This is a genomic window from Mesorhizobium sp. NZP2077, from assembly GCF_013170805.1.
Taxonomy (GTDB): Bacteria; Pseudomonadota; Alphaproteobacteria; order Rhizobiales; family Rhizobiaceae; genus Mesorhizobium.
Genome location: NZ_CP051293.1, coordinates 292778 through 318007 on the forward strand (window position 1 = coordinate 292778; position 25230 = coordinate 318007).

22 protein-coding genes and 1 tRNA gene are annotated in these 25230 nt (G+C 63.3%); 11 read left to right on the forward strand and 12 right to left on the reverse strand.

Going from position 1 to position 25230, the window contains the following annotated elements; translation table 11 throughout:
• Position 1: 1 nt before the first annotated feature.
• The 5 genes from HGP13_RS01335 to ssuD form a co-directional block, all read right to left on the reverse strand.
• Positions 2-901 carry a branched-chain amino acid ABC transporter permease gene (locus HGP13_RS01335; RefSeq protein ID WP_172220465.1) on the reverse strand — a complete coding sequence of 300 codons (900 nt, stop codon included), beginning with the start codon at positions 899-901 and terminating at the stop codon, positions 2-4.
• Entirely contained in the window at positions 898-1848 is a 951-nt protein-coding gene (locus HGP13_RS01340; protein WP_172220467.1) for an ABC transporter ATP-binding protein, read from the reverse strand. The genes HGP13_RS01335 and HGP13_RS01340 overlap by 4 nt, the downstream gene beginning before the upstream one ends.
• 122 nt (positions 1849-1970) lie before the next feature.
• Positions 1971-3071: a dimethylsulfone monooxygenase SfnG gene (sfnG, locus tag HGP13_RS01345; RefSeq protein ID WP_172220469.1), complete on the reverse strand. Its 1101-nt coding sequence runs from the start codon at positions 3069-3071 to the stop codon at positions 1971-1973.
• Between the two features lie 166 nt (positions 3072-3237).
• The gene (locus HGP13_RS01350) at positions 3238-4668 is read right to left on the reverse strand and encodes an FAD/NAD(P)-binding protein (protein WP_172220471.1); all 1431 of its coding nucleotides are present in this window, start codon (positions 4666-4668) and stop codon (positions 3238-3240) included.
• The gene (gene ssuD / locus HGP13_RS01355; RefSeq protein ID WP_172220473.1) at positions 4665-5837 is read right to left on the reverse strand and encodes an FMNH2-dependent alkanesulfonate monooxygenase; all 1173 of its coding nucleotides are present in this window, start codon (positions 5835-5837) and stop codon (positions 4665-4667) included. The genes HGP13_RS01350 and ssuD overlap by 4 nt, the downstream gene beginning before the upstream one ends.
• 328 nt (positions 5838-6165) lie before the next feature.
• Here ssuD and HGP13_RS01360 point away from each other — a divergent pair, with 328 nt between their 5' ends.
• The 6 genes from HGP13_RS01360 (at position 6166) to fabG (ending at position 12879) form a co-directional block, all read left to right on the forward strand.
• Positions 6166-6840 carry a GntR family transcriptional regulator gene (locus HGP13_RS01360; RefSeq protein ID WP_172220475.1) on the forward strand — a complete coding sequence of 225 codons (675 nt, stop codon included), beginning with the start codon at positions 6166-6168 and terminating at the stop codon, positions 6838-6840.
• A gap of 173 nt (positions 6841-7013) precedes the next feature.
• Complete coding sequence (locus HGP13_RS01365) at positions 7014-9284, forward strand: propanediol/glycerol family dehydratase large subunit (protein ID WP_172220477.1); 2271 nt, start codon at positions 7014-7016, stop codon at positions 9282-9284.
• Complete coding sequence (locus HGP13_RS01370) at positions 9281-9700, forward strand: diol dehydratase small subunit (protein WP_172220479.1); 420 nt, start codon at positions 9281-9283, stop codon at positions 9698-9700. Before HGP13_RS01365 ends, HGP13_RS01370 begins: the two co-directional genes overlap by 4 nt.
• Before the next feature lie 9 nt (positions 9701-9709).
• The gene (locus HGP13_RS01375; protein ID WP_172220481.1) at positions 9710-10408 is read left to right on the forward strand and encodes a cysteine hydrolase family protein; all 699 of its coding nucleotides are present in this window, start codon (positions 9710-9712) and stop codon (positions 10406-10408) included.
• Positions 10409-10505: 97 nt separating this feature from the next.
• Complete coding sequence (locus HGP13_RS01380; RefSeq protein WP_172220483.1) at positions 10506-12032, forward strand: APC family permease; 1527 nt, start codon at positions 10506-10508, stop codon at positions 12030-12032.
• A gap of 82 nt (positions 12033-12114) precedes the next feature.
• Complete coding sequence (gene fabG, locus HGP13_RS01385) at positions 12115-12879, forward strand: 3-oxoacyl-ACP reductase FabG (protein WP_172220486.1); 765 nt, start codon at positions 12115-12117, stop codon at positions 12877-12879.
• 37 nt (positions 12880-12916) lie between these two features.
• Here the strand turns inward: fabG and HGP13_RS01390 are convergent, their stop codons facing one another.
• A complete protein-coding gene (locus tag HGP13_RS01390; protein ID WP_172220489.1) occupies positions 12917-13927 on the reverse strand; it encodes a phosphotransferase enzyme family protein in 1011 nt (336 codons plus the stop codon).
• A 117-nt stretch (positions 13928-14044) separates the two neighbouring features.
• Positions 14045-15328: an aspartate aminotransferase family protein gene (locus tag HGP13_RS01395; protein WP_172220492.1), complete on the reverse strand. Its 1284-nt coding sequence runs from the start codon at positions 15326-15328 to the stop codon at positions 14045-14047.
• A gap of 101 nt (positions 15329-15429) precedes the next feature.
• Here HGP13_RS01395 and HGP13_RS01400 point away from each other — a divergent pair, with 101 nt between their 5' ends.
• Positions 15430-16191: an SDR family oxidoreductase gene (locus HGP13_RS01400; RefSeq protein WP_172220495.1), complete on the forward strand. Its 762-nt coding sequence runs from the start codon at positions 15430-15432 to the stop codon at positions 16189-16191.
• A gap of 94 nt (positions 16192-16285) precedes the next feature.
• On the opposite strand, the gene HGP13_RS01405 is transcribed toward HGP13_RS01400, so the two are convergent.
• Together HGP13_RS01405 and HGP13_RS01410 are read right to left on the reverse strand one after the other, a co-directional pair.
• A tRNA-Ala gene (locus tag HGP13_RS01405) sits at positions 16286-16361 on the reverse strand.
• Positions 16362-16533: 172 nt separating this feature from the next.
• The gene (locus tag HGP13_RS01410) at positions 16534-16920 is read right to left on the reverse strand and encodes a TIGR02300 family protein (RefSeq protein ID WP_172220498.1); all 387 of its coding nucleotides are present in this window, start codon (positions 16918-16920) and stop codon (positions 16534-16536) included.
• Between the two features lie 207 nt (positions 16921-17127).
• On the opposite strand from HGP13_RS01410, the gene aroA reads away from it, so the two are divergent.
• From aroA to rpsA, 4 genes are all read left to right on the forward strand, one after another.
• On the forward strand, positions 17128-18486 hold the full coding sequence (gene aroA / locus HGP13_RS01415) for a 3-phosphoshikimate 1-carboxyvinyltransferase (protein ID WP_172220501.1): 1359 nt from the start codon (positions 17128-17130) through the stop codon (positions 18484-18486).
• Positions 18487-18572: 86 nt separating this feature from the next.
• On the forward strand, positions 18573-18935 hold the full coding sequence (locus HGP13_RS01420; RefSeq protein WP_172220504.1) for a hypothetical protein: 363 nt from the start codon (positions 18573-18575) through the stop codon (positions 18933-18935).
• 65 nt (positions 18936-19000) lie between these two features.
• Positions 19001-19651 (forward strand): (d)CMP kinase, encoded by a 651-nt coding sequence (gene cmk, locus HGP13_RS01425; RefSeq protein ID WP_172220507.1) that lies wholly within the window; start codon positions 19001-19003, stop codon positions 19649-19651.
• A gap of 206 nt (positions 19652-19857) precedes the next feature.
• Entirely contained in the window at positions 19858-21555 is a 1698-nt protein-coding gene (rpsA, locus tag HGP13_RS01430) for a 30S ribosomal protein S1 (protein ID WP_027040545.1), read from the forward strand.
• A gap of 94 nt (positions 21556-21649) precedes the next feature.
• Here the strand turns inward: rpsA and HGP13_RS01435 are convergent, their stop codons facing one another.
• The 3 genes from HGP13_RS01435 to HGP13_RS01445 form a co-directional block, all read right to left on the reverse strand.
• Positions 21650-22357 (reverse strand): SDR family NAD(P)-dependent oxidoreductase, encoded by a 708-nt coding sequence (locus tag HGP13_RS01435; RefSeq protein WP_172220510.1) that lies wholly within the window; start codon positions 22355-22357, stop codon positions 21650-21652.
• 238 nt (positions 22358-22595) lie between these two features.
• Positions 22596-24212 carry a 5-guanidino-2-oxopentanoate decarboxylase gene (locus HGP13_RS01440; protein WP_246707253.1) on the reverse strand — a complete coding sequence of 539 codons (1617 nt, stop codon included), beginning with the start codon at positions 24210-24212 and terminating at the stop codon, positions 22596-22598.
• Positions 24209-25057 carry an arginine deiminase family protein gene (locus HGP13_RS01445; RefSeq protein WP_172220513.1) on the reverse strand — a complete coding sequence of 283 codons (849 nt, stop codon included), beginning with the start codon at positions 25055-25057 and terminating at the stop codon, positions 24209-24211. The genes HGP13_RS01440 and HGP13_RS01445 overlap by 4 nt, the downstream gene beginning before the upstream one ends.
• Positions 25058-25230: the final 173 nt, after the last annotated feature.

The following is a 25230-nucleotide window of genomic DNA, read 5'->3' on the forward strand; positions in this document are numbered from 1 at the left end:
CTCAGACCCTTTCCACGAGCTTCTGGCCAAACAGGCCGGAGGGACGGATCAAGAGGAAGACAAGGGCTACGACATAGGCGAACCAGCTCTCGATGCCGCCGCCGAAATAGTCGCCGATATAGACCTCCGCGAGCTTCTCACTAGCGCCGATCAAGAGCCCGCCGACGATGGCGCCAAGGATGGAATCGAAGCCGCCGAGCACCAGCACCGGCAGCGCCTTGAGCACCACCAGGGAGAGCGAGAACTGCACGCCGAGGCGAGCGCCCCAGAGCAGCCCCGCGACAAGCGCGACGAGACCGGCCGCGGCCCAGACAGTACCCCAGATCAGCGGCAGCCGCAGCCCAACCGCGAGTGCTGCGAACTGATCGTCAGCAACGGCGCGGAAGGAGAGGCCGATGCGGGTGTAACGGAAGAACAGCGACAACAGCAGAACCATGCCGGCGGCCACCACCGCGGCAAAAATGTCGAACTGGCTGATCAGCACGCCGCCGACTTCGAGCGGCACGTCCTCGATGCCGAGGTCGAGGCCGTGAACCTGCGTGCCCCAGATCAATTGGGCGGCGCCCTCGATGATGTAGGAGAGGCCGAGCGTCGCCATGAACAAAGTGATCGGCGGCTTGTTGGTGAGCGGCCTGAGCACCGCGCGCTCGATGGCGACACCCATCGCCACCATGATGGCGAAGGTGATCACCAGCGCCAGCGCGAACGGAATGCCGCGCTCGACGAGGCTGACGAAGGTGAGTGCGGCGAACAGCAGCATCGCGCCCTGCGCGAAATTGAGCACGCCCGAGGTCTTGTAGATCAGCACGAAACCGATCGCGACCAGCGAGTACATGACGCCGGAGAGCAGGCCGCCGACGAGCACTTCGATGAAGAACTGGTAGTCGAAATCGGCGATCATATGCCTGCCCCGTCCTCATTGTCGGAGGCGACGCCGAGATAGGCATCGATGACGCGCTGATCGTTGCGGACTTCGTCTGGTGTGGCGTCGGCGATCTTGCGGCCATAGTCGAGAACGGCGATGCGGTCGGACAGGCCCATGACGACGCCGACATCGTGCTCGATCAACACGACGGTGGTGGCGAAACGGTCGCGCGCGGCACGCACGAAGTCAGCCATCTCGTTCTTCTCGCTTGCGGTCATGCCGGCCATCGGTTCGTCGAGCAGAAGCAAGCGAGGCTCGGCGACCAGAGCGCGGGCCAGTTCGACCCGCTTCTGCAGCCCATAGGGCAACGTGCCGGCGAGACGATCGCGGACAGTGGCGAGATCAAGGAATTCGAGGATCTGGTTGGCTCGGCTGCGTGAATCACGTTGCTCGCCACGCGAGCGGCCAATGCCGAGCACCTGGCCGGCGAAATTGGAGCGGACCTTGTAGGCGAGGCCGGACGCGACATTGTCGAGAACGCTGAGGCCCTTGAACAGAGCCAGGTTCTGAAAGGTCCTGGCGACGCCGAGATGCGCCAACCGCTGTGTCGGCACCTGGACATAGCTAACGCCGTCGAGTTGGACATGGCCGCGATCCGGCCGGTAGACGCCGCTGATGACGTTGATCAGCGAACTCTTGCCGGCGCCGTTCGGGCCGATGATGGCGCGGATTTCGCCAGGGTGCACCGACAGGTCGATATCGGCCAGTGCGACGACGCCGCCAAACGACAGGCCTATACCTTGCAGCGAGAGCAGCGGAGCGGCGGCGGCCGTGACAGAACCCGTGGGCTCGGCCCCCGTGGGTTCGGTGTTGCCTTCGGATTGCTGCTCACGGCGCAATACTGACGGCAAGCCACGCGCAAAAACCTCCGGCGCATAAACCGAGGCCTCCATCATTCCAAGGGCATAGCTGGCCAACGGCATTCCAATCGTCCTCGATTGCTTCAGCAGGCGCACAAATCCTCGTTGCGGCTCGATCCTTCGAGCGCGCCGGGTATCTTCATTCGTGTGCTGGCCGGAGACTTCCCGGCCAGCGTGCGGGATGGCTATTCCGCTGCCAGTGAAGCTGCCTGTTCGGCATCCTCCAGCTCGCGAACGAGCGGGATGACGCGCTTGCCGAAATATTCGACCTCTTCCTGAAAGTGCAGGAAGCCGAGCAGGATGAGATCGGCGCCGGCGCGCTTCAGATCGACGATGCGCTCGGCGACCTGCCTTGGCGTGCCGATCAGGTTGGAGCGGAACCCGTCATTGTACTGGACCAGATCCTCGAAGGTGGATTTCGCCCAGTTGCCCTCGCCTTCGGGCGAAGCCTTGCCGGCGTTCTTGACCTCGTGGCCGAAAGCGTTGACGGCCTCGGGGTTGGCCTTGCCGATGATTTCGGCGAGCACCGCCTTGGCCTCTTCCTCGGTCTCGCGAACGATGGCGAAGGCATTGACGCCGACCTTGACGGAATGGTGGTTGGCCTTGGCCTTGGCCTTGAGGTCGTCGACCTGCTTGGCGATCTCGGCCGGCGTGTTGCCGTTGGTGAAGTACCAGTCCGAAACGCGCGATGCCATGTCACGTGCGGCGCGCGAAGAACCGCCCTGGAAGATTTCGGGCAGCTGCGGCGGCTTCGGCTTCAAAGAGTACTCGTTGAATCGGTAGAAATCGCCGCGGAAGGTGAAGCTCTCTTCCGTCCAGATTCCGCGCAGCGCACGGATGAATTCCTCCGAACGGCGATAACGCTCGTCATGGTCGAGCCAGTGCTCGCCGATGGCGTGGAACTCGCCACGGAACCAGCCGGAGACGAGGTTGATGGCGACGCGGCCATTGGTCAGATAGCTGATGGTGGCGAGCTGCTTGGCCGCCAGCGCCGGATTCCAAGGGCCTGGCAAGATCGCCGCGATGACCTTGAGCGTCGTGGTGGCCGCCAGCAGATCATGGCTGAAGGCCACCGATTCATGCTGCTCGTCGGCGCCGTAGCCGGCGGTGAAACGGATCTGGCTCAGCGCGTAGTCGAACCCGGCCTTCTCAGCGATCTGCGCCAGCTTGCGGTTGTATTCGGCCGAATGGTTGGTGCGCTGCTCGATGTTGGAAATCACCAGGCCGCCCGAAACATTCGGCACCCAGTAGGCGAACTTGACCGCGTCGGTCTCTGCATGTGCCATGAAATGTCTCCCATTCAGGCCGTGTCGTTGATCGGTCCGGTCGCAGCCGGATTTCGCCAATATTTATTATGTCTACTGATTATATATACAAAGTAGGATTTTCCATTTTTGAGGCCCTCTTGGGACGGAAATACCAATTTTGCCCGGCCGGGCCGCCTTCGGCTTGTCAGCGCGCGATCTCAGCGGACGGGAGCCTCTCGGCCAGCCTTGTAATCTCTCCCGCGACCATCTGAGCATGGCGGGCGACCTCCGGCAGGCCCATGAGTTCGCCAAAGGTGCCCCGCGCCAGCGGACCGGCAACGAAGAGCCTGGTGACCGCCTTGCCATCCCGGCCGATAGCACGGCTATCAAGTGTGGTCGCGATGCCCAGCCCGTAGGCGTCGACCTTGATCAGCCCGGCTTCAGCCAGGGAGCGTAGCGCCGGATTAAGCTGTAGTGCCTGACCATGAGCCGGTCCTGTCGTGTTGATAACGGCATCGAAGCGGGCCGTCTCGATCCGTGTCTGGCCGCGCCGTTGAAAGCTGACCGCGAGGCTGTCGCCCTCATCATTCGACGCGACAAGCCTGGCGGCAATGGTGTCGAACGTTCCGGCGCTCTGGCGGCGTTCGAGTACGGAAGCAATTTGCGGTGCGATCCTGAAGCGATGGACATCCCAGAACACGCGCAGCTGGCGGACCAGCCTTGCCCGCTCCGGCGGTGCAAGGGCGGCCCACAGCACCGGCCCCTGCAGGCGCAGTTGGTCGAAAACCGACTGCCAGTTGACGCTGGCGGCCCGCGCCGCGGCAAGCGTGGCGCGGATGTTCTTCAGCAAGCCAAGCGCCGATGTGGCCGGCGCCGAGGCAAAATCGCCAAACGGTTCGCCTCTGACATCGGGATGACCGCGCGAGCGCAGCCCGCGGCGCGACAGCGCCAGGATGCGGCCGCGATGGCCGCGGCGAGCAAGCTCGGCCACCATGTCGGCCGAGGTCAGCCCGGAGCCGACGATCAGCACCGAGGCGTCCGGACCGATTCCGGCTAATGCCGAGGTGCCGTAGGGATCAGCGATGAAACCAGGTGCTTCAGCCAAGGAGGCAAGTGCTGCCGGGATTGCGGGCGCAGGATGCGTCGCGGCGAGGATGACGATGTCGGCGGCGGCAGGCCCGGCGGATGTCTGCACGGTCCAGCTAAGGCCATCACCTTCGCGCATCACACCTGTGGCGGCGCCCTTCACATGACGAACCATGCCTGAAGCAAGATAAGGAGCGAGATGCTCGGCGACATAGCGGCCGAACACGCGGCGGCGCGGATAGGCGTCGCCGTTCTTCCAGAGCGCGTCCGTGTCATGGTCGAGTTCTCCGCTGCCGGCCAACCAGCGGGCAAAATGCTGCGGGTCGTCGGGCGCCATGCTCATTCTGACGGCCGGGACATTCACCCGGTGCGACGGCTCGTCGCTGGAATAGGCCAGGCCGCCGCCAATCGCGGCGCGAGGCTCGATCACCGAAACCACCAGGCGCCCCGGCTGATACGCCTGCACCAGATGCCAGGCCACCGCCGCACCGGAAAAGCCGCCGCCGATGATGGCGACGCGCAAGCGGCGGGCCGGAGGCAGCGCGTTCACGAGGCGCTGGCGAGCGACTTCGGCCGGTGATCGCCGGCGATGGTCTCGCCGAACGGTCCGGTGTTGACCGACGTGCCTGCGGCTTTGACAGGATGATCGGTCGGCAGTTTCGGCAGCACCAGTTCACCGAAACGATAGGCTTCTTCCAGATGCGGGTAGCCGGACAGGATGAAGGTGTCGATGCCGAGGCGGCGGTATTCGTCGATGCGCTCCGCGACCGTGTCGGGGTCGCCGACGAGAGCCGTCCCAGCGCCGCCGCGCACCAGGCCGACACCGGCCCAGAGATTGGGTGCGATCTCGAGCTTGTCACGGCTGCCGCCATGCAGCGCGCTCATGCGCGCCTGGCCGACCGAATCCATGCGGGCAAAGACTTTCTGCGCCGAGGCGATCGTCGCGTCATCGAGCCGGCTGATCAGACTGTCGGCGGCCGCCCAGGCCTGTTCGGTCGTTTCGCGCGCGATGACATGCAGGCGAATGCCGAAGGAGAGTTTTCGGCCGGCCTTCTCAGCCAGTTCACGCACGGCGTCCAGCTTGCGCTCGACGTCGGCGGGCGGTTCGCCCCAAGTCAGGTATTTGTCGATCTCCTGCGCCGCCACCACCGATCCGACATCGGACGAGCCGCCGAAATAGAGCGGCGGATACGGCCTCTGCACCGGCGGGAACAGCAGCCTGCCGTCCTCGATGTGGAAATGCTCGCCCTGGTGCTCGACCGTCTCGCCGCTCAGCACGCGCTTGTAGATCTGCAGGAATTCCTGTGTCACCTCGTAGCGCTCGGCATGCGACAGGAAAATGCCGTCGCCCTTGTTCTCCAGCGGATCGCCGCCGGTGACGACATTGATCAGCAGGCGGCCATTGGAGATGCGGTCGAGCGTCGCGGTCATGCGCGCGGCGAGCGTCGGCGATTGCAGGCCCGGCCGCACGGCGACGAGGAAGCGCAGCCGCTCGGTCAGCGGAGCGAGCGCGGAGGCGATCACCCAGGAATCCTCGCAGGCGCGGCCGGTCGGCAGCAGGACACCGTAGTAGCCCAGCGTATCTGCGGCCTTGGCCACCTGTGTCAGATACGGCAGGTCGACAGCCCTGCCGCCTTGGGTAGTGCCGAGATACCGGCTGTCGCCATGCGTCGGCAGGAACCAGAGAACCTTGATGCGGTCGGGAACGTCCCTGGTCATGGCTGGCCTCCCGCAATTCGGCGGCGGCCTGACGGCGTTGTAAGCGGGCGCAAACGAGCGGGCATGGCGGAGTCCTGTACGGGAAAACCAGATCGCCAGCGCACTTTGCTTATTCTATCAACTCTGTAGAGTTAGTTTATTCCAAATCCACCGCTAAAATTGGAAATTCTCTCCGCAGGATCGCCGAAGCGGCCCCCCAACAGTCACTCTAGGGGATCCCGAAACGCGCAAGATCAAGCGCGCTTCCGCCTCGTTGAGCCGGCCTATCGAACACGCGGCATTCCAATATAATCTGACCCCTTCTGGTGAACGAAGACGTGGATTTGCCATGGACCTGGATCCTTCGACGCTCAATCGGGCGCTGCCGCTGCGCGATCAGATCTATCACAAGATCCGCAATCTGATTGTCGTCGGCCAGATGAAGCCGGGGGAAGTCATCAACGAGCTGGCCATCGCCGAAGCCCTCGGCGTCTCGCGCACACCGGTGCGCGAAGCGGTCAAGCGCATCAGCGACGAGGGCCTCGTCATGATCCTGGCGCAGACCGGCACCTATGTCGCCCCGATCAACCGCGTCGACCTGGAAGAAGCCTACGTCATCCGCCGCGCCTTGGAGATGGAAAGTGCGAGGCGCGCGGCCGTCAAATTCACGCCATCAGCCGGCGAACGTCTGGAGGACAACATGGCGGCGCACCGGCTCGCCATATTGCGCGGCAGATATGCCACCGCGATCCAGCTCGATGACGTCTTCCACCGCACCATCGCCGAGATCTGCGGCCTGCCGGGAATCTGGCGCGCCGTCGACATCTCCAAAGCGCAGATGGATCGGGGCCGCACCCTCGCCATCCCGAAGCCCGGCTATGGCGAACAAACGATCGAGCAGCACGGGGCCATTCTCGATGCGCTGAGGCGCAACGACGCCGAGGGCGCCGCGCAGGCGATGGAGCACCATCTCGAAACGTCGTTCCGCAACACGCTCGAAGTCGCCGCCGAGCTTCTCGGCTGACAGCAGTATATGCAGAGAATGGAGCTTCGAAACGACGCGCTTCAGTTGGGCAAGCCATGCCGGGGCGATTTTTCGATCGAATGCTTGCAGGCTCATTTGGCGACGGTCGATCCGGGCCATTGTGTGACGAGTGGGCATTCACTAGTCTTTCGGCCGGGTCGAGGATCGCACGCATGACGCCGAAACTGAACCGCTGGAAGCGCTTCGCCGACTGGGACGAGCGGCCGTTGCGGCTGGACAAGTTCGCGGCGGAAGACCCTGCCAACGGCTTCTCCGCCTTCTCCAGCCCGGCCGATCCCAAACCCGGCATCGGCATCAAGGGCGGGCGCGTCGTGTCCCTCGATGGGGTGCTCGAACACGACTACGACATGATCGATCGCTTCATTGCCCGCCATCACATCGATCCGGAGGTGGCGCTTGAAGCAATGGCGCTGGACTCGGCGACCGTCGCGCGCTGGCTGGTCGACATGAACGTGCCTCGCGAAAAGCTGGTGCGGCTTGCGCATGGCATGACGCCGGCGAAACTCGCCGAGGTGGTGTCGCAGCTCAACGCACTGGAGATCGCCTTCGCCTATTCGAAGATGCGAGCCCGCAAGACGCCGGGCAACCAGGCGCATGTCACCAATGCCAAGGACGACCCGCTGCAGCTCGCCGCCGATGCCGCGACCGCGGTCGCCTTCGGCTTCGACGAGATCGAGACGACGATGCGCGTGTCGCGCAACGCCTGGTCCAACGCGGTGGCGTGCGCGGTGGGCGGCGCCGTCGGCCGCTGGGGAACGCTGTTCCAATGCTCCAGCGAGGAGGCCGAGGAGCTGCGCATCGCCATGGCCGGCTTCACCTCCTACGCCGAGACCGTTTCCGTCTACGGCACCGAAAAATCGTTCACCGATGGCGACGACACCCCGTGGTCCAAGGCATTTCTCGCCGCCGCCTATGCCTCGCGCGGCGTCAAGATGCGCTGCACCTCGGGCGCCGGCTCCGAGCTGCTGATGGGCTTCCATGAAGCCAAATCGCTGCTTTACCTCGAGGCGCGTTGCCTCTGCCTGCAGCGCGGCATGGGTGTGCAGGGTACGCAAAATGGCGGCATCGACGGGGCGCCTTTGACCGCCACGATCCCCGGTGGCGTTCGCGAGCTGATGGCCGAGAACCTCATCGCCGTCTGGCTCGATCTCGAATGCGCATCGGGCAATGACGCGCGCTCCACCGAATCGGAGATTCGCGTCGGCGCCAAGATCCTTCCATACCTGATCGCAGGCTCGGACCTGATCTGCTCCGGAATGGGATCGATCCTGAAATACGACAACTCGTTCAACCCGTCGCTGATCAATGGCGAGGAGCTGGAAGACTATCTGGTGCTGCAGCGCGATTTCGAGGCCGATGGCGGGCTGACACCACTGCCCGAGTCACGCGCGATCGAGTTGCGCGAGCGCGCGGTGGAGGCGATTGCCGCCGTGTTCGAGGAACTCGGCCTGTCGACGCCGACCGAGGATATGAAGACCAGCGTGGTCTATGCCTCCGGTTCCGACGATACACGCAGCCTGATGCCGCGCGACGTGTCCTTCATCAGCGAGGCCATCAAGGAGCGCGGCATCACCGTGATCGATGTGGTCAAGGCGCTGGCCAACCGCGGGTTCCGCGAAGAGGCCGAGAACCTGCTGAACGTGGTGAAGCTGCGCCTTTCCGGCGACTATCTCCAGACCTCGGCCATGATCCGCAACGGGCGCATCGTCAGTGCGGTCAACGACCCGAACGACTATCTCGGCCCCGGCTCGGGCTATCGCGTCTCCGAAGAACGGCGCCTGCAACTCAACGACATCCGCGACGTGCTTGATCAGAAGGAAGTGCTGCGCTCGGAAGCCCTGCACGAGAAGGACGAGGCCAAGCACATCCGCTACCGCAATCTTGGGCCCGCCGCCAACGGATCGGCGAAGGACGATGTGGTCATCGGCATAAGCCCGGCCTTCGGGCTGAAGCTTTACCGGACGACCGCCGGACATCGACTTTCCGAGGTCCTCGGCGCCATGATCGATGCAATCCGCGCCCGCGGGCTCAAGGCGCGCGTCGTTCGCTTTCGCCATACGGCCGATACTTCCTTCCTCGGCCTGTCCGCCGCCCGGCTTGCCGGTAGCGGCATCGGCATCGGCATCCAGGCCAAGGGCACGGCCGTCATCCATCAGCGCGACCGCCAGCCGCACAACAATCTCGAACTGTTTTCCAATGCGCCGATCACCAGACTGGAGCACTATCGTGCGCTGGGCGCCAATGCGGCGGCCTACGCGCTGGGCGAAATGCCGGAGCCGATCGTGGTGCCGCAGCGCGGCGAGGCCATGGGGTCCCGCTACCACGCCCGCGTCGCCCTCATCTACGCCATCGAAACCGGACTGACCGAGGCCGGTGCGGCTCCCGAAGAGGTCGATATCACCCTGACGGGAGCGAAATCGTGACCCATACGCGCGCCGACTATCCGCTCGCCGAAACCCAGCCTGGCGCCGTGACCGGCAAGCACGGCAAGGCGCTTCCGGAGATCACGCTGGATGCGGTGCTTGCCGGCGAGGTGACGATGGAAGACCTTCGCATCACGCCGCAAGCGCTGCAGGCCCAGGCTGACGTGGCGCGCGATGTCGGCCGGCCGACGCTGGCGCTCAACTTCGAGCGCGGGGCGGAGCTGGTCGAGGTGCCGCAGGATTTCATCATGCAGGTCTACGAACTGCTGCGTCCCGGCCGCGCCAAGTCCAGGGAAGAATTGCTCGAGGCCGCCGCCACGATGCGCGATACCTACCAGGCCGAACGCATCGCCCGTTTCATTGAAGAAGCCGCCGAGACCTATGCGGCGCGCGGCCTTTTCACCTTCCGCTTCTGAAAGGACCGCATGAGCTGGAAAACCGGATTCCGTTCGCTCTACTATCTCGGTGCGCCCGAGCCGGATGATCCGGTGCTGGTGCCGGCGCAAACCGCCGTCCTGGTCATCGACGTTCAGAACACGTATCTGGAACGACCGGATCGCGCGTCGCTTTCGCCGCAGGAACAGCAGCGTTACGATCTGTGGACGCCGTTCCACGAGCGCATGCACGGCACGGTCATACCGAACACGGCAAGACTGCTGGAGTTGGCACGGCAAAATGGCATCGAATGCCTTTTTGCCCGCATCGCCTGCCACACCAAGGATGGGCGCGACCGCTCGCTGTCCCAGAAAATGCCGGGCTGGAACAATTTGCTGCTGCCGAAGAACGACGCGCCGTCGCAGATCGTTGCCGAACTTCAGCCCGCCGGCGATGAGATCGTGGTGACCAAGACCACCGATTCCGCGCTGACTGGGACGAATCTGCGCCTCATCCTTCACAATCTCGGCATCAGGAATGTCATCTGTTGCGGCATCTTCACGGACCAGTGCGTGTCCTCGACGGTGCGCAGCCTGGCGGATGAGAGCTATGCGGTCATCGTACTCGAGGATTGCTGCGCGGCGGCGACCGACGAGCTTCATCGCAAGGAGCTCGAAATCATCAACATGATCTATTGCCACGTCATGTCGAGCGGCGAGCTATGCAAAATCATGGCCTTGGCAAAATGACGTTACCTCCGTAGTGTCATGGCAGCACGCGCAGGCCGGGACACATCGGCCGCATGTGCGGGGAACGACAGATAGCTGTCACGAATGGAGGGGCTTCATGGCCATAGATACTGCACGCGGGACGATCGACGTCTCGAAGAGTAATAGCATCAACCTTTTGCACTCGAAGGCCGTGGGGCTGGCGGGTGTGCTCTTTCTGGCCGTCACCGGCGCCGCGCCTATGTCGGCAATGCTGGGCAATGTTCCGTTCGCGGCAGGCTACGGCATCGGCAAATATACGCCGGCCGCCTTTCTGATGGCGACGATCGTGCTGACCATCTTCTCGATCGGCTATGCCGCGATGGCATCGCGCGTCTCGTCCGTCGGCGGCTTCTACTCCTTCATCAGCCAGGGGCTCGGCCGTGAGGTCGGCATGTCGGCGGGCATAGGCTCGCTCGCCTGCTACTCGCTGTTCGAGGCCTCGCTCACCGGGTTGTTCGCATTTTTCGGCAATTTGTGGATTTCCCAGCATTTGGGCATCAATGTGCCGTGGGTCGTGCTTGCGCTCGCCATGATCGTGGTCATCGCCGGACTTGCCTACCGCGACGTGAAGCTGTCGGCGCGGCTGCTCGGGATAGCTCTCATCCTTGAAGTGATCATGCTGGTGATCTTCTCGCTGGGCGTGCTCTTCGCCCATGGCGGGACGAATTTTTCCGGTGACTCGCTGAATATGCTCAAGGTGTTCACGCCTGTCGCCGAGCAGACAGTCGGAACCGTGGCCATACCCGCGGGCGCCGCGGCTGTCGGCATCTTCATGGCGTTCTGGTCGTGGGTCGGCTTCGAGATGGCGCCGAACTATGCCGAGGAATCCCGCGATCCTAAGCGTATCATTCCGCAATCGCTGCTGATTTCGGTGATCGGGCTTGGCCTGTTCTATACCTTCGTCAGTTGGTGCGCGGTGGCAGCCTATCCGACCGACGCCGACATGGTGGCCAAGGCATTCTCCGACGGAGTGAATTTCTTCCTGACGCCGGTTCAGAATTTTGTCGGCGGCTGGGGCTACCAGCTGATGTCGCTGCTCATCCTGACCAGTTCCTTTGCCTGCGGCATGGCCTTCCACAACACCGCTTCCCGCTATTTGTACTCGCTGGCGCGCGAGGGCGTCCTGCCGCAGGTGATCGCGGAGACGCATGACCACCACAAGAGCCCTCACAAGGCCTCGGCCCTGCAGTCGGTGCTGGCGGCGATTTGGGTGCTGCTCTACGGTCTGGCCTACGGCTTCGACGATCCGTCGGGACAGGCCTGGCTTGGCGTCTACACGCTGTTTGCGGTGCTTGGCACGGGACTGCTGCTGGTGCTGCAGGCCGTCGTCTCGCTGGCGATCTACATGTGGTTCAAGAAGAACGGCGGCGGCAGCATGCTGACGACGGTCATCGCACCGTTGATCTCGCTGGTTGTCCAGTTGGTCCTCGTCTACACGCTGGTGGCCAATCTCGCGACGCTTGGCGGCACCAATGGCTTCGCCAGGAGCATCCCCTATGTCGGGCTTGCGATCCTTGTCGTCGGCCTGATCTGGGGCTTCGTGTTGAAGTCCGCCAACCCCCAAGCGTACCAGAACATCGGTCACATGGTGAACGAAGGCTAAGGGCGCACATCACCCTGGCATCCTTTTCGGCAACGGGGACGGGGTATCACTCTGTCCCCGTCTCATTTTGGAGCTTCAGATCATGACCCAGTCCTTGAAGGGTCGGTCCGTCGTCGTTACCGGCGGATCGAAAGGCATCGGCAAGGGCATAGCGCGGGTGTTCGCGCTCTCGGGCGCCAAGGTCGCCGTCCTCGCGCGCCATCTCGACCAGGCCGAGGCCGCCGCCACCGAGATTGGCCACGGCGCCTTTGGCGTGGTTGGCGACGTCACTTCGCTCCCCAGTATGGAGGCTGCGTTTGCGGCGGCAGCCGCGAGAAACGGTGGCATCGACGTGTTGTGCGCCAATGCCGGAATCTTCCCGCAGGCACGGCTCGAGGACATGACCTCGCAACAATGGGACGAGGTTGTCGACACCAACCTCAAGGGCACCTTCCACGCGGTCAAGGCGGCGGTGCCGTATCTGAAGACATCCGACCAGGGCCGCATCGTGTTGACGTCGTCGATCACCGGTCCGGTCACCGGTTTTCCCGGCTGGTCGCACTACGGCGCCACCAAGGCCGGGCAACTCGGCTTCATGCGCACCGCCTGTATCGAGTTGGCGAAATACGGCATCACCGTCAACGCCGTCATGCCGGGCAACATCATCACCGAGGGCCTTGCCGGCCTGGGCGAGGACTACCAGAAGACCATGGCCGCCTCGATCCCGCTGAAGCGGCTCGGAACCGTGGAGGACATCGGCCACGCCGCGCTCTACTTCGCATCGAAGGAAGCCGGCTACGTGACGGGGCAGACGATCATCGTCGACGGCGGCCAGATCCTGCCGGAGAGCCTGGAGGCCCTGGCGTGATGATAGCGCATTGGCCTCGAGCGGCGGCCAGGCAAGACTAGGAAAACTTGCTCAGATAGGCCTCGCACAGTCCGACCGTTCCCTCGGTGTAGGGCAGGCCCATCGACTTGGCGAGGTCCGTCTCCGCGTGCGAGCCGATCCACGCGACCAGGAGCAGACGGCGCAGCATCACGAAGGTCGGGATCTCGTCCTCGTCCGCCCTCGGCAGATCGAGCACGCGGCGATAGCCGGTCGTCCACGACTGGATGAGATCGGCTGCCTGCGGCTCGTGCTCGTAGAAAGAGATGGGCGTCGCCGCGTCATACATAAACCAGCCGAAGCCGCAGTCGTCGAAGTCGATGACCTTCACCGTCTTGCCGTCGATCAAAAGGTTGGCGAGCCGCAGATCGCAGTGGATGAGGCCGAAGCGGTCATGGCCCTTGCCGAAGGCGGCGAGCCTGCGGCCGATCAGCTCCGCTGTGCGGCCGAAGAGTTCAGCTTTCTCGCCATCGACGCCCATGCCGTCGCGCCAGCGCCCCCAATGGGGGCTTTCCTCGCCGAGGCTCGTCTCGAAATCCCACACATGGCGGCTGAACCAGGAAGGGCGCTTCCACTGCCGGGCATGGATGTGCATGCGGGCGGTGACCTCGCCCAGCACCTCGAAAGGTTCGGCCAGCGCCTCGCCGATGCCCGGCTCCGCACCGGCCTCCCATTGCGACAACACGACATTGCGCGGTCGCGCCAATCTGGCATGGCCGATACACTGGATCTGCTCGCCATCCTTGCCCGCCACCGGCACCGGTGTGGGGACGATCCCGGTCTGGCGCAGATCGGTCAGCCAGGCCAGTTCAGATTGGATGGCCGTCCTTGAATGGTAGCCGTCGCGATGGATGCGAAGCGCCCAGCGCCGGCCGTCGGGAGCCGCGATCCTGTAGGTCGCGTTCTCCGACAGGTTGATCATCGCGACGGAAACGTCCGCCGGCAGATCGTAGTTGGCGATGGCCGCCTCCGCCGTCTCCTGCAGGATGCCGAGTTGCTGGTCGTGGGTGAGCGCGTCGAAATCCGTCACTGTCAGTCCTGTCCAATCCTTGCGCCGTTGTCGCCTGCCAGAACCGGTGCGATCCTGGCAAGTCCAGCCTCCAACTCGAACCGGACGCCTGGCAGTTTCAACCAGGTTTGCACCATGTCAACTCGCCTTGCCTGCCTGATGCAGCAACTCTCGCGCACGCGGCATTGCCGCATCGAAGCGATCCATTATCTCCTGGCAGGTTTCGTGATCCAGAAGCACCCCGGGCTTCCACTGCAGCACCCGCTTGTCGAGCGACGAGAAGATCGCCCAGACGCCCTGCTCATAAAGTGCTCGCGATACGAAGACGGCACCTTCCGGATGATTGCTGAACTCCAGGCCAAGGATCACGCCTTTCTGCCGCACCCCGGTGAAGATATCGCCGTGACGAGCCTGCATTTCACGCATGGCCTGTGTCATGAACGCGCTCACGGTGCCGACATTGGCCACCAGTTCAGGCCGCTGCAGCATCTCGATGACCTTGTGAGCAACGACGCAGCCGAGTTCGGCCCCGCCAGTGGTCGAGATGTGGGCCGCCCCGTCCTCGTTGAGCCAGCCGCCGGCCTTGTCGTTCACCAGCGTCGCGCTGATCGGATAGAGCCCGCCGGACAGGCCCTTTGCCGTCACCATGATGTCCGGCTGGACGCCATAGGCCTGCCAGCCCCACATGCTGCCGGTCCGCATCAGGCCGGTCTGGACCTCGTCGGCGATGTACATCGCGCCATGTTTTTCGCACAGCGACTTGCAGGCGCTGAGATAACCGTCCTTCGGCATCGGGAAGCCGTAAGTGGCGGGGATCGTCTCCATGATCAGCGCCGCGACGTCGTCGCCCTTCAGCGCCTGCTCCATGGCGTCGATATCGTTGAACGGAACCTGGATGAACGTCTCCGGCTGGTCGGAAAGAAAGATCTTGGTGAAGCGATCGTCGCCGGTCGCCACCGCGAGGCCCGAATGTCCGTGATAGCCCTTGATGATCGATACGATCTTGCGCCGCTTGGTGGCATAGCGGGCGCTCTTGATGGCGATGTCGACTGCCTCCGCGCCGCCCGGCGCGAAGATCGCGTATTTCATTCCCGGCGAGACATTGACGAGGGATTCGGCCAGCGCCGTTCGCGCTACGGAAGGGAACCAGTGATTGCCGATGTCGAAATAGTCGAGCGCGCTCTTCAGTGTCTCGACCAGCTCCGGGTTACGGTGACCGAGATTGTAGGTGCCGCCATTGAGATGGAGGTCGATCAGGCGGCGTCCCGACATGTCGTAGAGGAAGTAGCCCTCCCGCCTGCCGATCACCAGATCGATCCCCGCCTTCTGCCAGAACCTGGTCTTGTCGGGATTCCAGAAACGGATTGCCTTGTCGAAAAAATCCTGCTTCGACTCGAATTTGAAGGGGCCGAACTCGTACATGCCTGTCTTTTCCCCAAAGGTTGATCGGCGCGCAACAAGGCTGGCATAGCCGCCCGCCGGATGATGCAGGATTACGAGGCGAGGAGAAAGGGTGGAGAGGCATGATCCTGAAGGACAGGACCGCGATCGTCACCGGGGCGGGATCGGGCATCGGCAGGGCGGCAGCGTTGATCATCGCGCGCGAGGGCGCGGTCGTCGGCGTGGCGGACCGCAGCGCCGACGGCGCGAACGCGACCGTCGACCAGATTGTTGCCGCCGGTGGCCGAGCAAAGGCGCTTGTGTTCGACTTGACCGACGATCAGGCACTTGAAGCCGGTTTCCGCGATTTCATCGACACACAAGGCCGGATCGACATCCTGCACAATCATGCCGGTGTACAGGTCGAGGGTGACGTGCTGGGTGTGAGCGTCAAAGGCTTCGACACGTCCTGGACGCTCAATGTGCGGGCTCACTTCCTCGGCGCCCGCATCGTCTTGCCGTTCATGAAAGAGGCAGGCCGCGGGGTCATCCTCAACACGTCATCGAGCTCCGGCGTGCTCTACGACCGCGAGATGATCGCCTATACGACGACCAAGCACGCGGTGATCGCGATGACCAGGCAGATGGCGGGCGACTACGGCCGCTTCGGCATTCGCGTCAACGCGCTTTGCCCAGGTTGGGTGGATACGCCCTTCAATGGCCCTTTCATCACCCAGATGGGAGGCAGGGAAGCCATCGAAGCCTATATCCGCGAGAGGGTGCCGCTCGGCCGCTGGGCAAGCGTCGAGGAAATCGCCGAGTCCGTGCTCTTTCTGGTCTCCGACCGGTCCTCGTACATGACGGGCCAGATATTGGTGGTCGATGGCGGAGAGACGGTGGTCTAGCGCGTTCGTCGTTTCACGGAAACCACTTTATCGAAATGCGCTCCGGGTTACTCGTCAACACGAGCAGCAACGATCAAGTTTGCGAAGGACTGCTTGGTGGAGCCAATCGGGATCGAACCGACGACCTCTTGAATGCCATTCAAGCGCTCTCCCAACTGAGCTATGGCCCCACTTCCGGCAGTCAGCCGGCGCCGTTTCCGGCGAAGAGATCAGCGCGGGTTGGAACACCGCGCCGTTAGTGCAGGCGGCTTCTAACCCCGCCTATCGTCAATATCAAGCCTGAACACCGGCTTTTTATTCCAACGTTGCGAAAGCCGGCAAACGCCTTTCGCGAAAGGCCGATCAGACCTCGTCGTCGTCGTCGCCGACGCCGATCATGTCGGCAACGTCGTCGTCTTCTTCCTCTTCGTCGGCAAGGAAAGTGTCATCCTCGTCGTCGCCGAGGTCGACGTCCTCGTCATCGCCGAGATCCGGCAGGTCGTCGCCCTTGACGTCCTCGTCGGCCTCTTCGAGCGAGACGACCTCAACGCCTTCCTCTTCCTCGGCGTCCACTTCCTTCTCGGCCACTTCCTCTTCCTCTTCGAGGGCGGCGATCTTGCCTTCCTCGAAATAGGAACGCGGATAGGTCTTGCCGGTGTAGGGCGAGACGATCGGGTCCTTGTTCAGGTCGTAGAATTTTCGGCCCGTCTCAGGGTCGACACGCTTTGTGCCAAGTTCATTTTTTGCCACGGCAAGCCTCGTCAATAAAAGAGTGGTCCCCTTAACCACAGTTTGCAGCGCTGTCAAAGCGAAAAGCCGGCGTCACAAAACCAAGTCCTGAAAGGCCTCGCGGCAAGTGATGACCATAGGGGATGACCATTTCACCCCGCCGTGATACGAGACCGCCGCAACAAATGAAAAGCGCCGGCACGCCGGCATTCCGTCCAGGGAAATTCCATGTCTCACGCCGCCGCTGCCAAGCCGGCCACAGCCCGCAAATCATCCGCCCTTTCCGGAACGGCCCGCGTGCCGGGCGACAAGTCGATCTCGCACCGTTCCATGATGTTCGGCGGTCTCGCCTCCGGCGAAACCCGCGTCACCGGCCTGCTCGAAGGCGAGGACGTCATGCGCACGGCTGCCGCCATGAAGGCCATGGGCGCGCATATAGAAAAGCACAGCGCCGAGTGGGTGATCCGCGGCACCGGCAATGGCGCGCTCTTGCAACCCGAAGCTCCGCTCGACTTCGGCAATGCCGGCACCGGCTCGCGGCTGACCATGGGCCTGGTCGGCACCTACGACATGGAAACCACCTTCATCGGCGACGCTTCGCTGTCGGGCCGGCCGATGGGCCGCGTGCTCGAACCCTTGCGGCAGATGGGCGTGCAGGTGCTGAAAGCCACACCGGGCGACCGCATGCCGATCACGCTGCATGGACCAAAGCACGCCGCCCCGATCACCTACCGCGTGCCGATGGCCTCGGCGCAGGTGAAGTCGGCGGTGCTGCTCGCCGGCCTCAACACGCCGGGCATCACCACGGTCATCGAACCGGTGATGACGCGTGACCACACCGAAAAGATGCTCAAGGGATTTGGCGCCAATCTGTCGGTCGAGACCGACGAACGCGGCGTGCGCCACATCTTCATCGAGGGCCAGGGCAAGCTCACCGGCCAGACGATCGCCGTGCCCGGCGACCCATCCTCGGCCGGCTTCCCGCTGGTCGCCGCACTGATCGTGCCGGGTTCCGACATTGTGATCGAAAACGTGCTGATGAACCCCACGCGTACCGGCTTGCTTCTAACGCTGCAGGAAATGGGCGGCCAGATCGACATTTTGAACCCACGCGACGCCGGCGGTGAGGATGTCGCCGATCTGCGCGTACGCTATTCCGAGTTGAAGGGCGTCACCGTGCCGCCCGAGCGGGCGCCGTCGATGATCGACGAATATCCGGTGCTGGCTGTTGCCGCCAGTTTTGCCGAGGGCGAGACGCTGATGCAGGGGCTGGAAGAGCTGCGGGTGAAGGAATCCGACCGGCTGTCGGCCGTTGCCAACGGGCTGAAGCTCAACGGCGTCGACTGCACCGAGGGCGAGGCGTCGCTCGCCGTACGCGGCAAGCCCGGCGGCAAGGGCCTTGGTGGCCATTCGAACGGCATGGATACGACCGTGCATACCCATCTCGATCACCGCATCGCCATGAGTTTTCTGGTGATGGGTTTGGCGACGGAAAAGCCTGTCACCATCGATGACGCTGCCATGATCGCGACGAGCTTTCCAGAGTTCATGGGGCTGATGAAGGGGTTGGGCGCGGAGATCTCGTGAACCTGGAATTGCCGTCAAATTTGGCTACGAACTCAATTGTTCTTTAAGGTCGGCCCTTCAAGGTCGTACGAACATTGGGGAGAGCCATGAGTATTCTTGCCTCGATTTTGCTTGCGGTCGTCGCAGCTGTCGTTTTGATCATCGCGAAGGCCATATCCGTGGCCAAGTTGATCAACGAGCGGAACTATTCACTCATACGCTTCGGTTTGATCGGGGCATCTTGGGTCGGGCTTACCATTGCGAGCATGGGTTCTTCTTGCGGCCCGATAGGGTGCACATACGGCCTGCACTTCGGTTGGGTGCTCGAACTTATCAAAATCGACATGCCACCAAAGGCGTTATTTTTCGCAATGGGTGGCTATGCGATCCTCAGTGTATATTTCTTCGGCCATGTACTGGGTTGGGTATTCTACCTGCTTAGGACATTTGCGCGGCCAGTTTCGCGTTGAGGGGGCTTCGTCAAACCCCATAGTGGCATATTGCATTGAGGCCGGTTCTCGGCTTTTTGTCGTCCATGACTTCGACCTTCACCATCGCCATCGACGGCCCCGCCGGTGCCGGCAAAGGTACGCTCGCCCGCCGCCTCGCAGATCACTATCGCCTCAACCTGCTCGACACTGGCCTCACCTACCGCGCGGTCGCCTATGCTCTCATCCGGCACGCATTGCCGCTCGACAATGTCTCGGCGGCCGAGACCGCGGCGCGCCAGGTCGATATGGCTACGCTCGACAGGGCGGTGCTGTCGGCGCATGCCATCGGCGAAGCGGCCTCAAAGGTCGCGGTTTACCCGACCGTGCGGCGCATCCTCGTCGAAAAGCAGCGCGATTTTGCCAAAACACCGCCGGGCGCCGTGCTGGACGGGCGTGACATCGGCACTGTCGTGTGCCCCGATGCCGACATCAAGCTCTATGTGACGGCCAGCGCCGAAGTGCGGGCGCAGCGCCGGCTGGCCGAAATCGAAAGCATCGGCGGCACCGCCAACTTTGCTGAAATCCTCGCCGATATCGCGCGCCGGGACGAGCGCGACATGGGCCGCGCCGACTCGCCCTTGAAGCCGGCCGCCGACGCGCACTTGCTTGATACCAGCGAAATGGCTATAGAAGCCGCGTTTCTCGCGGCCATGGCGATCATCGACGACGCGCTGGCCAGGAGAAACAAGGCCTGATCCGGGTTTTCTCCCGTGTTTCCGTTGCCGGATGCGCAGAAAATACCCATATCGGGCACGAACCAGCCTGCCAGCATTCTTCATGCGCCGGAATTGCCGCTTAAAAGCGGCCCAGGGCTTTTTAAGCCCGGAAAGCCGGCAGGCCAACGCAACGCTAACCCACGGCGCCCGTCCCGCTCGAGATGCGGGGCACTCCAGGAGAAAATATGTCAGCTGCAAATCCCACTCGCGATGATTTCGCGAGCCTGCTCGAAGAATCTTTTACCGCCGGCCATTCCGGCGAAGGCCAGGTCGTCAAGGGCATCATCACCGCCATTGAAAAAGACATGGCCATCATCGACGTCGGCCTCAAGGTCGAAGGCCGCGTGCCGCTGAAGGAATTCGGCGTCAAGGGCAAGGACACCACCCTCAAGGTCGGTGACACCGTCGAAGTCTATGTCGAGCGTATCGAAAACGCGCTTGGCGAAGCGATGCTTTCCCGTGAAAAGGCCCGCCGCGAAGAGAGCTGGGTCCGTCTCGAAGAGAAGTTCACCAAGGGTGAGCGCGTCGAAGGCGTCATCTTCAACCAGGTCAAGGGCGGCTTCACCGTCGACCTCGACGGCGCCGTGGCCTTCCTGCCGCGCAGCCAGGTCGATATCCGCCCGATCCGCGACGTCTCCCCGTTAATGCACAACCCGCAGCCCTTCGAGATCCTCAAGATGGATCGCCGCCGCGGCAACATCGTGGTCTCGCGCCGCACCGTGCTCGAGGAGAGCCGCGCCGAACAGCGTTCGGAAATCGTGCAGAACCTCGAAGAAGGCCAGGTTGTCGAAGGCGTCGTCAAGAACATCACCGATTACGGTGCGTTCGTCGACCTCGGCGGCATCGACGGCCTGCTGCATGTCACCGACATGGCATGGCGCCGCGTCAACCATCCGACCGAAATCCTTAACATCGGTCAGACGGTCAAGGTGCAGATCATCCGCATCAACCAGGAAACCCACCGCATCTCGCTCGGCATGAAGCAGCTCGAGAGCGATCCGTGGTCGGAGATCGGCACCAAGTTCCCGATCGGCAAGAAGATCAAGGGTACTGTCACCAACATCACCGACTACGGCGCGTTCGTCGAGCTGGAGCCGGGCATCGAAGGCCTCATCCACGTTTCGGAAATGTCGTGGACCAAGAAGAACGTGCATCCCGGCAAGATCCTGTCGACGACGCAGGAAGTCGACGTGGTGGTGCTCGAGGTCGATCCGGCCAAGCGCCGCATCTCGCTCGGCCTCAAGCAGACGCTGGAAAACCCGTGGGAAGCATTCGCGCGCAGCCATCCGGTCGGCAGCCAGGTCGAGGGCGAGGTCAAGAACAAGACCGAGTTCGGCCTGTTCATCGGCCTGGAAGGCGACGTGGACGGCATGGTGCACCTCTCCGACCTCGACTGGACCCGTCCGGGCGAGCAGGTCATCGAAGAGTACAATCGCGGCGACATGGTCAAGGCGCAGGTGCTCGACGTCGACATCGAGAAGGAGCGCATCTCGCTCGGCATCAAGCAGCTGGCCAAGGATACGGTCGGCGAAGCAGCCAACAGCGGCGAACTGCGCAAGAACGCCGTCGTCACCTGTGAAGTCATCGGCGTCAAGGATGGCGGTCTGGAAGTGCGGCTGGTCGACAGCGGGATCGAGACCTTCATTAAGCGCTCCGACCTCAGCCGTGACCGCGACGAGCAGCGCCCCGAGCGCTTCACCGTCGGCCAGAAGGTCGATGCCCGCGTCATCGCCTTCGACAAGAAGACCCGCAAGCTGCAGGTCTCGATCAAGGCGCTGGAAATCGCTGAAGAGAAGGAAGCGGTCGCCCAGTACGGCTCGACCGACTCCGGCGCTTCGCTGGGCGACATCCTGGGTGCCGCGCTGAAGAAGCAGGGCAGCTAAGTCCTCGCAAAGCTCTAAACAAAACCCCGCCGGAGCGATCCGGCGGGGTTTTTCTTTGGCCTCAGTTCTGAAACTGAAGAATTGTGCCTATAGCTCAGGCCCGGCCGTAGAGCGGCACCAGCGTTCCGCTCATCGCCTGGTTGGCTGGCGAGGCGAGATAGGCGATGGCTTCGGCCGCCGCTTCGAGGCTGACCCATTTGGTGAAATCGGCATCAGGCATGTCGGCACGGTTTGCCGGCGTGTCGAGCGTCGACGGGGCCACGGCATTGACCAGGATGCCCTTGGCCTTGAGTTCTTCGGCCATCGCCACCGTCATCGCCGCCACCGCCGCCTTGCTGGCCGCGTAGGCGACCATGCCGGCGCCGCGCCTGGGGTCGAGCCCGGCGCGCGCGGTGACGTTGACGATGCGGCCTGATGTGGCCGACGCCAGCATCGAGCGGATCGCCGCGCGGCTGCACAGGAAGGTGGTGCGGGCATTGGTGTCCATCATCTCGGCGAAGGACGCCGATTCGATCTTTTCCACCGGCGCCATGGCGAAACCGCCGGCGAGATGGATCGATCCCCACAAGGCAGGAACCTGGGCGTAGAAGGCTTCAACCTTAGCGGAGTCCGACAGGTCGACATTGTGCGCCAGCTTGACGCTCTCATGCTCAGCGAAGGGAAAATGCTGGGGTGCGGCGGCATGCGCGTTCGGCACGTGGCAGATCGCGCCCTGCTCCAGCAGCCGGCCAACCACCGCACCGCCGAGCGCGCCGGTTCCACCGGTCACAACGATATGCCTGCCTTGAAGTGTTTCCGTCATCCTGGACCGCTCCTGTCGTATTTTTATGATTATGTCGCTTGTTTGCCGCGCCGACGCGAAGCGTCGCGCCTTTCGGGCGATCACTCAACTGATATCTCGACATGGCAGCCGTCGCGTCTTTGCATGCGTCAGGACGCATATGACGGCAATGCCGTCAGCCATCCGGCTGTTGCGGTACAACAGCCGAGCCGGCGAAAGGTTCGATGCAGGTTGGAGAATCAACGCCGACCTGAAGGCTTCAATCGACCGTGATTTCGATAACGCACGGCAATCCGGTTGCCCGAGCGCGTTTCAGCGCCTGCGGCAAGGCGCCGATATCGGCCAATCGTTCGGCTGATATGCCATAGGCTTCGGCGAGCTTGCAGAAATCCGGCGGCGCCGGCGAGACGCCGACGGGTTCGACGCCAACATCGAGCATCGAGGTTTCGATCTCGCGATAGCCCCTGTTGTTCCAGACCACGAAAATAACCGGCGCGTCGGAATCAAGCGCGACACCCAGCTCCGGCAATGTGAACTGGAAGCCGCCATCGCCGGTCAGGCAGACGACCGGCACGTCGGGCATGGCAAGGGCGGCGCCGATCGCCGCCGGCGGGCCGTAGCCAAGCGCGCCAAAGCCGGTGGCGGCGTTGAACCAGCCGGCCGGCCGGTCGTGATCATAGTAGAGGTTCGCGGCGTAGATCGGCTGCGTCGAGTCGCCGACGATGATCGCGCCCGGCAGCGTGTCGCGGATCATTTCCACGGCATGCACTTGCGCCAGATAGGCCGGGCTCAGTTCGGCAAGGGCCGCGCTTCGCGTCGCGGCGGCGCGTGCCTCGCCCTCTGGCGCGGCCACGTGAGCGGAGCCGATGGTGGCGAGCAAGGCTTCGATTGCCTCGGCGCAATCGGCCTGGATGCCAACCGTCACCGGGCGGCGCGCGAGCTGGTCGGCGCCGATGTCGATGCGGATCAGATTGGAGGGCAGCACGAAACCGCCATCGCCATAGCCGTCATAGTCGGTCGGGCCGAATTCGGTGCCGGCGGCAATCACCAGATCGGCGTCCGCCATCAGCGCGCGAACCGCCTTCAGGCTTGGGCTTGCCGGCACACAGAGCGGGTGGCAGTGCAGCAGGCCGCGCGCATTGGTGGTCTCGACGACCGGCGCTCCCAATTTTTCGGCCAGGCGCCGCAAGGGCGCTTCGGCGCGCTTGGCGCCGCCGCCGGCCAGGATCAGCGGCCGGCGGGCAATGGCGATGAGTTTGGCAGCACTTGCAATTGCCGCGCCGTCCGGCGCTGGCGGTGCCGCGTTGCTCAGCAGCGCCGCGATACCGTCAGCCGGCTTGACCATGACATCGGTCGGGATCTCGATATGCACCGGGCCGGGCCGCGACGATGAAAACAGGGCGAAGGCCTGTGCCAATGCGCCAGGCAATTCGCTGGCCTTGGTGACGCGCTGCGACAACAGCGCCACCTTTTCCATCATGCCGCGCTGATCCGGCAGCTCATGCAGGAAGCCCAGCCCCTTGCCAAGCGTCGGCATGGCGTTGACGCCCGAGATGACCAGCATCGGCACCGAATCGGCGCGCGCCTGGCCCATGGCAGTGATGGTGTTGGTGAGCCCCGGTCCGGTGATGACGAAGGCGACGCCGGGCCTACCGCTGGCGCGGGCATAGCCGTCGGCCATGAAGCCGGCGCCCTGTTCGTGGCGAGGCGTGACATGGCGGATTTTCGAGCGCGCGAGGCCACGGTAGAGCTCGACCGTGTGCACACCCGGAATGCCGAAGACAGTGTCGACGCCATGGGCTTCGAGCAGCGTGATGAGGGCTTCGCCAATGGTCGGCCCAGAAGTTGTCCCAAGGGTCGTCACAGTGGTCATCATTGGCGCAGCACCGGGCGCGTCAGGCAGGTCGGGCCGCCCTCGCAGGCGATACACAATGCGTCGGCCTCGAAAGTGGAGACCCTGCAGCCGGCCGCCTCCATGGCAGCCGTAGTCTTGGGAAAGCCTGCGACGGCGATCACCTGATGGGGCGCGGTCGGCAGCACGTTGAGGCTCAGTCCGTTGGAGGCAGCGAATTCCTCGGCATCGCCCTCGACCAGCTTGATGCCGCGCGCACGCAGCAGCTGATAGAAGGCGGCGGGCAGCAGCGGCGAATAGACCAAAGCCAGATCGTCAGCGAGCGGGCTGATCACCGACATCAGGTGCAGGCAGGCCTCCTCGCCATGCCAGAGCGGCAGGTCGAAGCCAAAAACCGAAATGCCCTTGGGCGAAAGCAGGTTGGCGAGTTGCTGGATGCCGTCCTGGTTGGTGCGCACGCCACGGCCAACAGCAAGGGTGTTTGCATCGACCCAGACGCAGTCGCCGCCTTCGACCTGGCCGGGATGCTCGATGCGGCCGAGCACAGGAATGCCCATGCCGATGTAGGCGGCCTCATGCAGGCCAGGCTCGGGCCGGCGCAACGCCTTGCCCATGGACAGGATGATGGCGCCATGATCGGTCATCAGCGAAGGGTCGTGGGTGAAGACGGAATCGGCCAATCCGTCATCGGCCTCGGTCAGCCATTCGATCTCGGCACCGGAAGCGGCGACCAGCTTCGTCAGCTGCTCATGCTGGACGGCGGCTTTTTGCGAGTCGAAGCCCGGACCATAGTGCCATTCCCGCGCCTTGGCATGGCGCATGGCGCTCGACGCAGACCGCATCAGCACGCGCTTGAGAGGTCCTGCCATGGACTGCGAACCGTATGTTTTGCCCACTAAATTCTCCCTAAACATCGCTGCCGCCACTAACCACTACAGCAAGCTGTGATCAATGGTCCAAAAACCATGGTTGACGGAGGCAAGCGGAACGGTCCATCTTGAGAATGGGAACTCTGTCTAGTGACGGTTAATGGGTAAAACAA